This window comes from Candidatus Kurthia intestinigallinarum, assembly GCF_003991225.1.
Classification (GTDB): Bacteria; Bacillota; Bacilli; order Bacillales_A; family Planococcaceae; genus Kurthia; species Kurthia populi.
In genome coordinates this window covers 127,107-140,295 of record NZ_JTFC01000039.1, presented here as the reverse complement: position 1 = coordinate 140,295, position 13,189 = coordinate 127,107, and the positions used below count along the sequence as shown (strand labels likewise).

The window sequence follows — 13,189 nt, the reverse complement described above, 5'->3', positions numbered from 1 at the left end:
TTGACTGCGAGACCTACAAGTCGAGCAGGGTCGAAAGACGGGCTTAGTGATCCGGTGGTTCCGCATGGAAGGGCCATCGCTCAACGGATAAAAGCTACCCTGGGGATAACAGGCTTATCTCCCCCAAGAGTCCACATCGACGGGGAGGTTTGGCACCTCGATGTCGGCTCATCGCATCCTGGGGCTGTAGTCGGTCCCAAGGGTTGGGCTGTTCGCCCATTAAAGCGGTACGCGAGCTGGGTTCAGAACGTCGTGAGACAGTTCGGTCCCTATCCGTCGTGGGCGTAGGAAATTTGAGAGGAGCTGTCCTTAGTACGAGAGGACCGGGATGGACACACCGCTGGTGTACCAGTTGTCTTGCCAAAGGCATCGCTGGGTAGCTATGTGTGGACGGGATAAGTGCTGAAAGCATCTAAGCATGAAGCCCCCCTCAAGATGAGATTTCCCATTACGCAAGTAAGTAAGACCCCTGAAAGACGATCAGGTAGATAGGTTCGAGATGGAAGTGCAGCGATGTACGGAGTTGACGAATACTAATAGGTCGAGGACTTAACCAAATATTACTTTCATGTCACAGTTTATCCAGTTTTGAAAGAACAATCTTTCACAGTCTAGTAATGATGGCAAAGAGGTCACACCTGTTCCCATGCCGAACACAGAAGTTAAGCTCTTTAGCGCCGATGGTAGTTGGGGGTTTCCCCCTGCGAGAGTAGGACGTTGCTAGGCACACCAAAGTACTGACAGAAGTCAGTGCTTTTTTTATTTTCTATATATATTTATGTATATTACTATAATTAAATGTTCAGAAAACATTTATTTTTTTATAAAAAACTATTGCCTATTATAGGTATTTTAGCTATAATTATAAATGTATTTAAGAGAGTTAAATACATATTGAAATAGTATTGTTCCGTTGTAGCTCAGTTGGTAGCAGCATCTGACTGTTAATCAGAGGGTCGCAGGTTCGAGTCCTGCCAACGGAGCCATTTTTTTGTCTTTTTTTAGCTGTGCTTCCATAGCTCAGCAGGTAGAGCACTTCCATGGTAAGGAAGAGGTCACCGGTTCGAATCCGGTTGGAAGCTTAACTTTATAAAAAAATAAAAAAACGTATTGCATGATATATTGATATATGATACTATATTAAATGTCTTGATAAAGACTTAAATATTTTTAATGGCCCCTTGGTCAAGCGGTTAAGACACCGCCCTTTCACGGCGGTAACACGGGTTCGAATCCCGTAGGGGTCACCATTATGGAGGATTAGCTCAGCTGGGAGAGCACCTGCCTTACAAGCAGGGGGTCGGCGGTTCGATCCCGTCATCCTCCACCATTTTAATACTTTTATCTGGAGGGGTAGCGAAGAGGCTAAACGCGGCGGACTGTAAATCCGCTCCTTCGGGTTCGGCAGTTCGAATCTGCCCCCCTCCACCATTTTAATCAAACTTAATATTGGGGTATAGCCAAGCGGTAAGGCAACGGATTTTGATTCCGTCATGCCCAGGTTCGAATCCTGGTACCCCAGCCATGAGTCATTAGCTCAGTTGGTAGAGCATCTGACTTTTAATCAGAGGGTCGCTGGTTCGAATCCTGCATGACTCATAACAAACTTCTTCACATATGTGTGAGGAAGTTTTTTTGTTTTAAATAATAAATAGTGGGAATAGATATATTGTGTTTGTATAAATTAAATTTTTTAGGAGGTTTTATTTATATGTCAGAGTTCTCAGATAAACTAAAAGCAGGCGTTAACAAAGCTAAGGGTGAAGTGAAAGATCAAGTAGGGAATGCTACAGATAATGCGAAACTTCAAGCTGAAGGTAAATTAGATAAAGCTAAAGGTGAAGCACAAGAAAAGGTAGCAGATTTGAAAGATAAGTATAATAAATAATTGTGTTCAAAGAATATAAGTCCTTGTATGGTAATTTTTATCATATGAGGATTTTTTTCTGTATAATAATAATGAAAACGCATACAGGAGGAATTGATTATGAAAACGTTGAATGTCGCAGTTATTGGTGTACCTTCAGATTTTGGACAAAACCGACGTGGGGTAGATATGGGACCAAGTGCATTACGTTATGCTGGAGCGATTGAGCGCTTAGAAAATTTGGGTCATCATGTTGAAGATTTAGGCGATTTACATATTGATAAGAAGTTTCATAATCAAATTCATCCAACATTAAAAAATGTAGACGGCGTGGTGGACATTTCAAAAAGATTAGCGGGCGAAGTAAATGCTATTGTGAAAAAAGGAATGTTTCCAGTAGTGCTAGGTGGTGATCACAGTATTGCTATTGGAACGCTTGCAGGTTTGGCTGAAAACTATGAAAACCTAGGCGTTATTTGGTATGATGCACATGCAGATATGAATACAGAGGAAACATCACCTAGTGGAAATATTCATGGCATGCCATTAGCAGTTGCAATGGGGTATGGTGCGAAGGTATTAACCGCTATTCAAGGAGATTTTCCGAAAGTGAAGCCGGAGAATGTCGTATTGATTGGCGCACGTTCAATTGATGAAGGTGAGAAGCGATTTATTCGTGAGCATGGAATTCAAGTGTATACGATGCATGATGTGGATCGTTTAGGGATGACTGCGGTGATGCAAGAAGCTATTATTCATTTAGAAGGTCAGCATGTGGACGGTGTGCATTTGTCTCTAGATTTAGATGGTATTGACCCATTGTATACGCCTGGAGTAGGAACACCAGTGCCAGGAGGATTATCATATCGTGAGAGTCATTTAGCGATGGAAATGCTACAAGATTCAAATCTTATTACCTCGCTTGAATTAGTAGAAGTGAATCCGATTTTGGATGAGCGTAATCGAACTGCTGAGGTTGCAGTTACATTGCTTGGCTCATTAATGGGAGAGCAACTTGTATGAAAAAATGAAACCTTTTAAAAAGTTATCCGTATATTAAACAAGCGAAGGTGGAAAGGACATCACAATGGATCCGTTAATCAACAAAAGAATTAAACAAGTACTTAAAGGTGATCAAAGTGCATACGCGGATATTGTGAGCCTTTATCAACAAAGCTTACATCAAGTATGCTACCGCATGCTTGGCAATAAAGAAGAAGCAGAAGATGCGGCACAGGAAGCTTTTATTAAAGCTTATATTCATCTGCACACGTATGATCAAAAACGAAAATTTTCTACATGGCTATATCGTATCGCAACGAATCTATGTATTGACCGTATTCGTAAGAAAAAACCGGATTATTATTTAGACGCGGAAGTACCTGGGACGGAAGGGTTAGATATGTATTCACAGCTTGCTGTGGATGAACTGTTACCAGAGGAAGAACTTGAACGCATGGAGCTACAAGAGCGCATTCAATATGAAATTAGTCGCTTGCCGGATAAGTATCGTGCGGTCATCATTTTAAAGTATATTGAGGAGTTACCCCTGCAAGAAATTAGTGATATTCTCGACATTCCTTTAGGAACAGTGAAAACACGTGTTCATAGAGGACGCGAAGCATTACGTAAGCAGTTGGGGGATTTGTAGGAGGTCATTTCTATGAAGCAGTGTCCAGAGCATGTAGTTGAATATATGCATGAATATTTGGATGGCGATATTAGCCAACAACATGAAAAAGAATTACGAACACATTTAAAAAGTTGCGATACATGTAAAGAGCATATGAATGAATTAACGAATGTCGTTGCATTTATAAAAAGTGCTGCCGCAATTTCTGTACCTGCGGGCTTTACAACGAATGTGATGCATCGAATTCCTATGAAACCGCGTGCATTAAAAGGGGTACAACGTTTCTTACGTAGACATCCGATGCTCGTAGCCGCTGTAGTATTTTTGATTTTGATGAGTGCGACTTTATTTTCAAGCTTTAATAATTCACAGCAATTTTCCGTAACAAAAGCTCCTGGTCTCATCGTAGAGGGAGAAACGGTCACAGTACCAGTTGGTGAAACAATTAAATCTGATTTAGTTGTGGAAAATGGCAATTTAGTTGTCGAAGGTAATGTGGAAGGCGATGTTACTGTCGTAAACGGTAAATATATGGCTTCTACAGCAAATGTCACTGGAAACGTTGAGGAAATCAATGAATCGTTTGAGTGGCTTTGGTATTCGATTAAAAACGGTGTCAAAAAGCTATTTAGTACTGCAGACTAATAAAACAGCTTAGGGTGTACTCGTAACCTTAAGCTGTTTTTCTATGTTCTCAGAAGGGTTTTTTTAGGATATGTGCTATACTTGACACATATGCACTTGCTAGAAAAGTGGGGGATCGATCCACATGAATTTTATACAAGAAATTAGTCAACTCGCAGACAATGAAGTAGTAAGATTGTTCCTTAATATTTTGGATATTCTACTCGTTTGGTATGTGATTTACAAAGGTCTTACTCTAATACGCGGAACAAAAGCAGTGCAATTGTTGAAGGGTATCTTTGTAATATTCATTATCCGCGTCGCAACTGTGCTACTCGGACTCGATACGCTCGGCTGGATTACGAAGCAGATTATTGATTTCGGTTTCTTAGCTATTATTATTATTTTCCAACCGGAAATTCGTCGAGCACTTGAGCAAATTGGTCGAGGCAAATTATTCTCTCGAAGTAGTAATCTGAAAGAGGAGCAAGAACAAGACCGCCTTGTACAGGCAATGACAAAATCAGTGGGCTATATGGCGAAACGTCGTATTGGTGCATTGGTGTCGATTGAGAAAGATACGGGCTTAACGGATTATATTGAAACAGGGATTCAAATGAACTCTGAAATTTCATCTGAATTGATGATTAATATTTTCATTCCGAACACGCCACTACATGATGGTGCAGTAATTGTTAAGAAAAATAAAATTGCTGCTGCCGCATGTTATTTACCACTTTCTGAGAATCCTTTTATTTCGAAGGAGCTTGGAACACGTCATCGTGCTGCGATTGGTATTAGTGAAGTAACAGATGCTATTACAATTATCGTATCAGAAGAAACGGGCGGTATTAGTTTAACGGTGAATGGAGACATCCACCGCGACCTATCCCTAGAAGAGTTTGAAGTGCGCCTTCGTAGAGCGTGGTTCGGCGATATGACAGATCAAACAGCGCCGAAATGGAACTGGAGAGGGGGTAAGAAGAATAATGGATAAATTTATTGATAATCCGTGGTTATTGCGAATTACAGCTCTTATTTTAGCCATTCTATTATTCTTCACGGTCAAACCTGAAAGTGATGATAAAACACAAAATACCCTATCAGGCACAAAAGAAGAAACGCTTGAAATGCCGCTTACTGTACGTTATGACAATAGTAATTTTGTGGTAGCGGGTGAGCCAGAGACGGTATCTGTTAAATTAAAAGGGCCAATCGGAATTCTTTTACCGGTGAAAAACTCGAAAAATTTTGAGACCTATATCGATTTGAAAAATAAAACGATTGGCACACATAAAGTGAAAGTTCGCGTTTCTGGACTATCGGATAAATTGGATTACACAGTTGAGCCAAGTTCAGTCACTGTTCAAATTCAAGAACGCGTATCTAAGCAAGTAAAAGTAGAACCACAGATTACACAGCAACAACTGGCAACAGGTCACTATGTAGTTGCCTCAGCTGCAGCTCCGCAAACGGTAACGGTAACGGGTGCAGCAGAAGATGTAAATGACATTGCGTACGTGAAGGCGATTGTACCTGGTAGTGATATTGAAAAATCATTTGAACGTGATATTCGTGTGAAAGCCTTTGATGCAAGCTGGAATCCACTGGAAGTGTCGTTTTCACCACGTACGGTTCATGTCACAGTTGACGTGGGCGAGTATAATAAAACAGTACCACTTGTTGTGAAACAAAAAGGGGAACCGGCAGAAGGCGTTAATATTGTATCGATGAAGCCGGAGCAGGCAACGATTACATTGTATGGCCCGAAACAGCAAGTAGAAACAATTGAGAATTTAACATTAAATGTGGATGTGTCAGATGTTACAGCATCAACGACAAAAGCAGTAGATGTGGTGCTGCCTGCAGGTGTAACGTATGCGTCAACTGCTAAAGTGAATGTTTCTGTTAATACAGAAGCTGGAGCAGCGACGGGCGAGGATGAATCATCAAATAATGATGATGAACAAACCGAGGAGACAGATACGGTACAAACAACACAAAAAACATTAAAAAATGTACCTATTAACGTATTAAATTTTGATCCAGATGCGTATACAATTGATTTTGTACGTCCGAACCCTGGAACGGTTACATTAACGATTGAAGGGGAAAAGGATGCAATAGAGAAACTTTCTGCTGCTGCTTTAATGTAAGTGTGGAAGTAGAAGATGTTGCCGAAGGTACAAAAACGATGTCTATTCATGTAGAGGCACCTGAGGGCATTAAAGCAAAAGCATCTGAAACAACAGCAAAAGTTAAATTTACAAAAAAATCATAATGAATGATAGAGATATGTATGAGTTTTGAAGGAGAGAAAAACATGGGTAAATATTTCGGAACAGACGGCGTCCGCGGCGTCGCTAATAGTGAACTAACACCAGAATTAGCATTTAAATTAGGTCGCATTGGTGGATACGTTTTAACGAAAGAAGCTACAAATCGTCCAAAAGTTTTAATCGGCCGTGATACACGTGTATCTGGGGAAATGTTAGAAGGCGCTTTAGTAGCAGGTCTATTATCAGTAGGAGCAGAAGTAATGCGTTTAGGCGTTATCTCAACACCAGGGGTTGCTTATTTAACACGTGCAGTAAGCGCAAATGCAGGGGTTATGATTTCTGCATCACACAACCCAGTAGAAGATAATGGCATTAAATTCTTTGGCTCAGATGGCTTTAAATTATTAGATCATCAAGAAGCAGAAATTGAAGCATTATTAGACGCAGATGAGGATACATTACCACGTCCAGTTGGGAAAGACCTTGGTAGCGTTAGTGACTATTTTGAAGGCGGTCAAAAATACATTCAATACTTGAAACAAACAGTAGATGAAGATTTTGAAGGCATTCATATCGCATTAGACTGCGCACATGGTGCAACTTCTTCATTAGCAGCTCACTTATATGCAGATTTAGAAGCGGATTTATCAACAATGGGTGCTACACCAAACGGTTTAAATATCAATGATGGTGTCGGCTCTACACATCCTGAAGCGTTAGCTGAGCTTGTTGTCGAAAAAGGCGCTGACCTTGGTTTAGCATTTGATGGTGATGGTGACCGTTTAATCGCAGTAGACGAAAATGGCCAAATCATCGATGGTGACCAAATCATGTTCATTTGCGGTAAGTATTTACACGCAAAAGGTCGTCTGAAAAAAGATACAGTTGTCTCAACAGTAATGAGTAATATGGGCTTCTACAAAGCAATTGAAGAAAGCGGTATGGCGAGTGTTCAAACAAAAGTTGGCGACCGTTATGTAGTAGAAGAAATGCGTAAAAACGATTACAACATGGGCGGCGAGCAATCAGGCCACATCGTGTTCTTAGATTACAATACAACAGGTGATGGTCTATTAACCGGCTTACAACTTGTAAATACAATGAAAGCAACAGGTAAAAAATTATCTGAGCTTGCAGCGGAAATGACAATTTTCCCTCAAAAATTAATCAATGTTCGTGTAACAGATAAACATGCTGTTACCGACAATGCAATTGTTGCTGCGAAAATTGCAGCAGTAGAAGAGCAAATGGCTGGCGACGGTCGCGTATTAGTACGTGCATCAGGTACAGAACCATTAGTACGTGTCATGGTGGAAGCACCAACACAAGAAGCTTGCGAAGAATACTGCACAGCAATCGCTGATGTAGTACGCGCAGAAATGGGCTTAGCTGAATAAAAGTTAGTCAAAGGGCGAGTGTTCCGTTATAACGGAACACTCGTCTTTTTATTATGGCTAAATTTAACATTTCTGTTTAAGAAGGTGACAGATGGGAACACTAAAAGTAGAATGAGATGTTTTTAAATCTCAAATTAAATAAAGAGGTGTTCAATTTGGCAAAAGTAGCAACAGTCATTACGAATTTATTCGAAGATGTTGAATTTACGGAGCCTGCCGCAGCTATTCGTGACGCTGGTCATGAAGTAGTGACAATTGAGAAAAAAGCAGGCGAGCAAGTTGAAGGGAAGCACGGAGAAAAGGTAACAATCGATAAGGGCATTGACGATGTATCCGTCGAGGACTTTGACGCGTTACTTATACCAGGAGGTTTCTCACCCGATCAGTTACGTGCAGACGACCGCTTTGTTGCATTTGCGAAAGGTTTTATGGATGCACAAAAGCCTGTATTCGCAATTTGTCACGGTCCTCAGTTATTAATTAATGCAAAGTCATTAGAGGGACGTACAGCAACAGGATATAAATCGATTCTTGTTGATATGGCTTATGCGGGGGCAAATGTAAAGGATGAAGAAGTAGTGGTGTGTAAGGATCAGCTTGTCACAAGTCGCACACCAGATGATATTCCAGCATTTAACCGAGAAATCGTGAAGTTATTAAAATAAAATTTGTTTCCCATGTGATGTTGAAATCCTAAGTTTAATATACTTAGGATTTCTTAATGTAGGAAAAAGAAACTATTTTCCAACTAAGACGTTCAACAATAAGACATGTTTTTTGAAAAAATGCAGATGGAACCCTTTTCATTATTAGTTTCTGATTGACTATTAAAAAGGGATTAAGTATGATTGTAATGCAATTTAGAAAAGAGGTTAGACATCTCTAAAACTGCCAAGGAGGATTGGGTTGCAGTAAAATCGGAAAAACAGTTATAGCGCCAGTACTAAGGAAATAAAGCCACACAGCCTTAGTAGACGAGGTGGAGGAGTATCGAACATTCGGCGGATGCCTCCCGGTCGTATTGCCCGATCGATGATGACTTTTAAAACAATGAAGTAATTTGTTGGACAAAGAAGTTATCAGGCAAATTCATTATATGAACCGAACCCTATCATTAGATAAGGTCTAGTTTCGTATGGACAAAAAATTTGCAGACAATTCGGAGGAATTTATTATGTGTGGAATCGTAGGATATATTGGTCAAGTAGACGCCAAGGAAATTTTATTAAAAGGTCTAGAAAAATTAGAGTATCGTGGTTATGACTCAGCAGGTATCGCTGTTATGAACGAAGCAGGCGTACATGTGTTTAAAGAAGTCGGCCGTATTGCAAACTTACGTGGTGCAGTAGACGAATCAGTAGAAGCAACTGCTGGTATCGGTCATACACGCTGGGCTACACATGGGGTGCCAAATCAATCAAACGCGCATCCTCACCAAAGTGCATCAGGTCGTTTTACTTTAGTACACAACGGAGTTATCGAAAACTATCACTTACTACAACAGGAATATTTACAAAATGTGACGATGAAATCAGATACGGATACAGAAGTAATCGTTCAATTAGTGGAGCATTTTGCAAATGAAGGCTTATCAACAGATGAAGCATTCCGTAAAACATTATCATTACTACACGGTTCTTATGCCCTTGGTCTTTTAGACGAACAGGACGCAGAAACCATCTATGTAGCTAAAAATAAATCACCATTATTAGTTGGTGTTGGAGATACATTTAATGTGATCGCAAGTGATGCAATGGCGATGCTACAAGTAACAGATCAATTCGTCGAGCTACATGATGAAGAGGTTGTTATCGTGAAAGCTGCAAGTGTATCAATTGAAAAATTAGATGGCACAAAAGTAGAACGTGCACCGTACACAGCGCAATTAGATATGAGCGATATCGAAAAAGGCACATACCCTCATTACATGCTAAAAGAAATTGACGAGCAACCTGGTGTTATTCGTAAAATTGTTTCAGCATACACAGTTGAGGATGAGCTAACAATTGATGCGGACATTAAGGCTGCATTAAGCGAAGCGGATCGTCTGTATATTATCGCTGCAGGTACGAGCTACCATGCAGGTTTAGTTGGTAAACAATACTTTGAGAAAATGGCGAAAATCCCTGTAGAGGTGCATATCGCAAGTGAGTTTGGCTACAATATGCCGCTACTTTCTGAGAAGCCTTTATTCATCTTTATTTCACAATCAGGTGAAACAGCAGATAGCCGCCAAGTATTAGTAAAAGTGAAAGAGTTAGGCTACAAAGCATTAACTATCACAAACGTACAAGGCTCTACATTATCTCGTGAAGCGGATTACACATTATTACTGCATGCGGGTCCTGAAATCGCGGTAGCGTCTACAAAAGCGTATGTTGCACAGGTTGCTGTTCTTGCAATCACAGCATATGTAGAAGGTAAATCAAAAGGCTTAGACATTGATTTTGATCTAAAAGCTGAGCTTGGCGTAGCCGCAAATGCAATCCAAACAATCATTGATAAAAAAGAAGAAATTCAACAAGTAGCGGATGCCGTTCTTGCAACAACACGTAATGCGTTCTTTATCGGTCGCGGTATTGATTACTGTGTAAGTATGGAAGGCGCACTTAAACTAAAAGAAATTTCATATATTCAAGCGGAAGGTTTTGCTGGCGGTGAATTAAAACACGGTACAATCGCGTTAATCGAAGAGGGTACACCAGTATTTGCACTTGCTTCACAAAAAGCAATGAGCTTAAACGTACGCGGAAATATGAAAGAAGTAGTCGCACGTGGCGCAAACCCAATCATCATTTCGATGGAAGGTATGGAAGAAGCGGACGACTCAATGGTATTACCAGCTGTACAAGAGCTATTAACACCACTTGTTACAGTAATCCCATTACAATTAATCAGCTACTATGCAGCACTATACCGTGACTGTGACGTTGATAAACCTCGTAACTTAGCCAAATCAGTAACAGTTGAGTAGGCTGTGGATAAGATTTGAATGACTCAAAACCTCCTGTGGATAACTTTTCTCAGGAGGTTTTTTAACGGAATAATGAAAAGAAATAGATATAAGTAAGGAGGCTTATGATGAATATTTTTAACTTTGAAGCGATAATTAGTAAGAAAATTGTGCATCGAGGAAAATTATATTTTGAGGAAGATGCGATATGTAATATTCAACAAAACGATAATTTATATGAAATTACTATAGAGGGTACAAAAATGTATCAGGTTGGCGTTCAATTAGATGGTCAAAGAATTGTGAGTAGTGATTGTACATGTCCTTATACGTATAGTACCTATTGTAAACATGAAGTAGCGGCGTTCTTTGCAATTCGAAATATAATCGAGGCTACACAACATCAGCCATCGATTAAAGAGGCGTTAAAAAAGTATAAAAAGGCCGAGTTATTGGATTTATTGAATACATTAGCTGAGGAGGTACCTGCAGCGAGTACTTGGTTGATTCATCGTATGTCGGAGGAAGCGCAATATAGAAAAGCTGTAATTGAAGCTATACCTGGTATTGGGTTAATTGGTACACGAGAAAAGGACGATCTTTTAACTACTATGAATCCAATAATTGAACTATTTCACCAGAAAAAGATGGAGCAGAGCTGGAGAGAAGCGATTGAGTTAGCGCTTATAGTAATTGAACAGTTAGCTTTATTGCGTAAGCAAGTAGGTGGTTTAGATAGCGAACTTCATAGGAGTATTGAGTCTATGCTAGAGGAATTAATTATTGTATGTGAGGGCTCTGAATTATTTGATACGACGCGTGAAAAGCAAATGAACTTTCAACAGCTAATGGATTTCCAATTAATGATTTTAAATGGTTGGATAGAAGAGGAAATGCTTTTCTTTGAAGCATTAATGAAATTCTATGACGAAAAAACGAATAAACAAATTAAGCAAAAGGTAGAAGAGCGAAAGAAAATCACAAATGCAGTAGATGTATTTAAACGATTAGAACAAAAAATCACCTAGCCAATGGATATAAAAACCCGTTTTAGACGTCCAATGTTTCTTAAAGTAACTTAACAAAATATAATCTAAAAATGGGTTTATAAATTTCGGTTTAAGTGAATTAATAGACAACAAGATGTTTAGACAGGGGATGGTTTTTATGACACAAGAAATGTATTTAATTCGTCACGGCGAAACAGAATTCAACGTGGAAGGAAAATTCCAGGGTCAATCCAATTCACCGCTTACTGAGAACGGGAAAGATCAGATTTATCAGGTGGCCCGTATGTTGAAGATGGAGCTTGGTGACGATATTCATAATTGGGAAATCATTTCGAGTCCCCTTGGCCGAGCAATGGATAGTACGAAAATTTTATGTGAGACGTTAGCATATGATTTAACTAAAGTGCAGACGGACGAACGCCTAGCTGAAGTATCTGTAGGCGACTGGGCAGGGCTTTATATTGAAGATATTAAAGCGCAGTGGCCGCGTCTTTTAGAAGGCACAAATCATTATAACTGGTACTTCAATTCACTTGGCGGTGAGCGTTATGCTGATGTGGAGGGCCGCGTAAAAGCATTTTTAGAGAGCGTGAAAGATAAAGAGAAACTGATTGTTGTGGCGCATGGTGTCACAAGTCGAATCATTCGTGGATTGTATCAAAACCTCAATAAAGATGAGGCGCTGAGCTTAGAAGTAGCGCATGAGACATTTTTTAAATTAGCAGATGGCGATGTAAAACGTTACACATATGAATACGAAGAGTTTTAATAGAAAAAGGACTGCTTTTAAAGCGGTCCTTTTTTTTCGTCTAATGCGAGTAACCAGTAACGTTCATTTGAGGGACCTTCTTCATGTACCTTCTCAAAATGATGTCGTGCATAAAAGGCGAGTGCGTGTTTATTTTCAGAAACGCATTTTAATGTCACGGGATGGGGTAGTAAGGTGGTCGCGTGACGGAGTAGGATAGAGCCAGCTCCCTTATGCTGATAGTCTGGGTCAATAAAAAGACAGTGAATAAAGCTATCTTGTACATATAATGCAGAAAAGCCAATGATTACACCGTTTTCCTCTAGGACATAGACAATATCCTCAGCCGTATCCTTTTCGAAATCTTCATATGAAAAAGGCTCGGTGTGCCAGTGAAAATGAGCTTGCCGAGAAGCTACATAAATGTCACTTAGGCGTTTGGTATCTGTTTGATTAGCGAGTCGAATCGGCATATAAAGCCTCCTTTAATTGTTGAAAAGTAGACATACTTTCTCCATCATTTCTTCTATTATAAAAGATGGCTTTATTTAATGAAAATTTAGATGAGAATTTCCTTTTATTTTCATTAAATGAAATTTAAAACGATTCTAAAGTATTTCGAATTCGAAATTTTTTTCTAGATGGACTTTAAAAAAGAAACTCTGTAAAACGCTGAGA

General features: G+C 39.7%; 13 protein-coding genes, 7 tRNA genes and 2 rRNA genes. 21 read left to right on the top strand and 1 reads right to left on the bottom strand.

Going from position 1 to position 13,189, the window contains the following annotated elements; genetic code table 11:
- The 21 genes from QI30_RS15645 to QI30_RS15550 form a co-directional block, all read left to right on the top strand.
- Nucleotides 1-557: ribosomal RNA gene (locus QI30_RS15645) — 23S ribosomal RNA — on the top strand; the annotation flags it as partial.
- Nucleotides 558-610: 53 nt separating this feature from the next.
- Nucleotides 611-726 (top strand): 5S ribosomal RNA (gene rrf, locus QI30_RS15640).
- 183 nt (nucleotides 727-909) lie between these two features.
- Nucleotides 910-986, top strand: a tRNA-Asn gene (locus QI30_RS15635).
- Nucleotides 987-1,009: 23 nt separating this feature from the next.
- Nucleotides 1,010-1,082: transfer RNA gene (locus QI30_RS15630), tRNA-Thr, on the top strand.
- Nucleotides 1,083-1,175: 93 nt separating this feature from the next.
- Nucleotides 1,176-1,250 (top strand) — tRNA-Glu (locus tag QI30_RS15625).
- Between the two features lie 4 nt (nucleotides 1,251-1,254).
- Nucleotides 1,255-1,330, top strand: a tRNA-Val gene (locus tag QI30_RS15620).
- 17 nt (nucleotides 1,331-1,347) lie between these two features.
- Nucleotides 1,348-1,431, top strand: a tRNA-Tyr gene (locus QI30_RS15615).
- Between the two features lie 19 nt (nucleotides 1,432-1,450).
- A tRNA-Gln gene (locus tag QI30_RS15610) sits at nucleotides 1,451-1,525 on the top strand.
- Between the two features lies 1 nt (nucleotide 1,526).
- Nucleotides 1,527-1,599: transfer RNA gene (locus QI30_RS15605), tRNA-Lys, on the top strand.
- 112 nt (nucleotides 1,600-1,711) lie between these two features.
- Nucleotides 1,712-1,888, top strand: a complete 177-nt coding sequence (locus tag QI30_RS15600) for a CsbD family protein (protein WP_126991515.1) — start codon at nucleotides 1,712-1,714, stop codon at nucleotides 1,886-1,888.
- Between the two features lie 99 nt (nucleotides 1,889-1,987).
- Nucleotides 1,988-2,890: an arginase gene (gene rocF, locus QI30_RS15595; RefSeq protein ID WP_126991514.1), complete on the top strand. Its 903-nt coding sequence runs from the start codon at nucleotides 1,988-1,990 to the stop codon at nucleotides 2,888-2,890.
- 64 nt (nucleotides 2,891-2,954) lie between these two features.
- Nucleotides 2,955-3,518, top strand: a complete 564-nt coding sequence (gene sigW, locus QI30_RS15590; RefSeq protein ID WP_126991513.1) for an RNA polymerase sigma factor SigW — start codon at nucleotides 2,955-2,957, stop codon at nucleotides 3,516-3,518.
- A gap of 12 nt (nucleotides 3,519-3,530) precedes the next feature.
- Entirely contained in the window at nucleotides 3,531-4,145 is a 615-nt protein-coding gene (locus tag QI30_RS15585) for a zf-HC2 domain-containing protein (protein WP_126991512.1), read from the top strand.
- A gap of 124 nt (nucleotides 4,146-4,269) precedes the next feature.
- On the top strand, nucleotides 4,270-5,121 hold the full coding sequence (cdaA, locus tag QI30_RS15580; protein WP_126991511.1) for a diadenylate cyclase CdaA: 852 nt from the start codon (nucleotides 4,270-4,272) through the stop codon (nucleotides 5,119-5,121).
- Complete coding sequence (locus QI30_RS15575; protein ID WP_233600616.1) at nucleotides 5,114-6,280, top strand: CdaR family protein; 1,167 nt, start codon at nucleotides 5,114-5,116, stop codon at nucleotides 6,278-6,280. The genes cdaA and QI30_RS15575 overlap by 8 nt, the downstream gene beginning before the upstream one ends.
- A gap of 2 nt (nucleotides 6,281-6,282) precedes the next feature.
- Nucleotides 6,283-6,405 carry a hypothetical protein gene (locus QI30_RS21140; protein WP_255411579.1) on the top strand — a complete coding sequence of 41 codons (123 nt, stop codon included), beginning with the start codon at nucleotides 6,283-6,285 and terminating at the stop codon, nucleotides 6,403-6,405.
- A 42-nt stretch (nucleotides 6,406-6,447) separates the two neighbouring features.
- Nucleotides 6,448-7,800 (top strand): phosphoglucosamine mutase, encoded by a 1,353-nt coding sequence (gene glmM / locus QI30_RS15570; RefSeq protein WP_126991510.1) that lies wholly within the window; start codon nucleotides 6,448-6,450, stop codon nucleotides 7,798-7,800.
- Nucleotides 7,801-7,955: 155 nt separating this feature from the next.
- Nucleotides 7,956-8,465 carry a type 1 glutamine amidotransferase domain-containing protein gene (locus QI30_RS15565; RefSeq protein WP_126991509.1) on the top strand — a complete coding sequence of 170 codons (510 nt, stop codon included), beginning with the start codon at nucleotides 7,956-7,958 and terminating at the stop codon, nucleotides 8,463-8,465.
- 509 nt (nucleotides 8,466-8,974) lie between these two features.
- A complete protein-coding gene (gene glmS, locus QI30_RS15560) occupies nucleotides 8,975-10,774 on the top strand; it encodes a glutamine--fructose-6-phosphate transaminase (isomerizing) (protein ID WP_126991508.1) in 1,800 nt (599 codons plus the stop codon).
- 104 nt (nucleotides 10,775-10,878) lie between these two features.
- A complete protein-coding gene (locus QI30_RS15555; RefSeq protein WP_126991507.1) occupies nucleotides 10,879-11,781 on the top strand; it encodes an SWIM zinc finger family protein in 903 nt (300 codons plus the stop codon).
- Nucleotides 11,782-11,920: 139 nt separating this feature from the next.
- Entirely contained in the window at nucleotides 11,921-12,532 is a 612-nt protein-coding gene (locus QI30_RS15550) for a histidine phosphatase family protein (protein ID WP_126991506.1), read from the top strand.
- A gap of 17 nt (nucleotides 12,533-12,549) precedes the next feature.
- Here the strand turns inward: QI30_RS15550 and QI30_RS15545 are convergent, their stop codons facing one another.
- The gene (locus tag QI30_RS15545) at nucleotides 12,550-12,984 is read right to left on the bottom strand and encodes a GNAT family N-acetyltransferase (RefSeq protein WP_126991505.1); all 435 of its coding nucleotides are present in this window, start codon (nucleotides 12,982-12,984) and stop codon (nucleotides 12,550-12,552) included.
- Nucleotides 12,985-13,189: the final 205 nt, after the last annotated feature.

Excerpts from the sequence above, each read along its gene's own strand:
- QI30_RS15600 (WP_126991515.1), top strand. The coding sequence starts at position 1,712 with ATGTCAGAGTTCTCAGATAAACTAAAAGCAGGCGTTAACAAAGCTAAG.
- rocF (WP_126991514.1), top strand. The coding sequence starts at position 1,988 with ATGAAAACGTTGAATGTCGCAGTTATTGGTGTACCTTCAGATTTTGGA.
- sigW (WP_126991513.1), top strand. The coding sequence starts at position 2,955 with ATGGATCCGTTAATCAACAAAAGAATTAAACAAGTACTTAAAGGTGAT.
- QI30_RS15585 (WP_126991512.1), top strand. The coding sequence starts at position 3,531 with ATGAAGCAGTGTCCAGAGCATGTAGTTGAATATATGCATGAATATTTG.
- cdaA (WP_126991511.1), top strand. The coding sequence starts at position 4,270 with ATGAATTTTATACAAGAAATTAGTCAACTCGCAGACAATGAAGTAGTA.
- QI30_RS15575 (WP_233600616.1), top strand. The coding sequence starts at position 5,114 with ATGGATAAATTTATTGATAATCCGTGGTTATTGCGAATTACAGCTCTT.
- glmM (WP_126991510.1), top strand. The coding sequence starts at position 6,448 with ATGGGTAAATATTTCGGAACAGACGGCGTCCGCGGCGTCGCTAATAGT.
- glmS (WP_126991508.1), top strand. The coding sequence starts at position 8,975 with ATGTGTGGAATCGTAGGATATATTGGTCAAGTAGACGCCAAGGAAATT.
- QI30_RS15555 (WP_126991507.1), top strand. The coding sequence starts at position 10,879 with ATGATGAATATTTTTAACTTTGAAGCGATAATTAGTAAGAAAATTGTG.
- QI30_RS15550 (WP_126991506.1), top strand. The coding sequence starts at position 11,921 with ATGACACAAGAAATGTATTTAATTCGTCACGGCGAAACAGAATTCAAC.
- QI30_RS15545 (WP_126991505.1), bottom strand. The coding sequence starts at position 12,984 with ATGCCGATTCGACTCGCTAATCAAACAGATACCAAACGCCTAAGTGAC.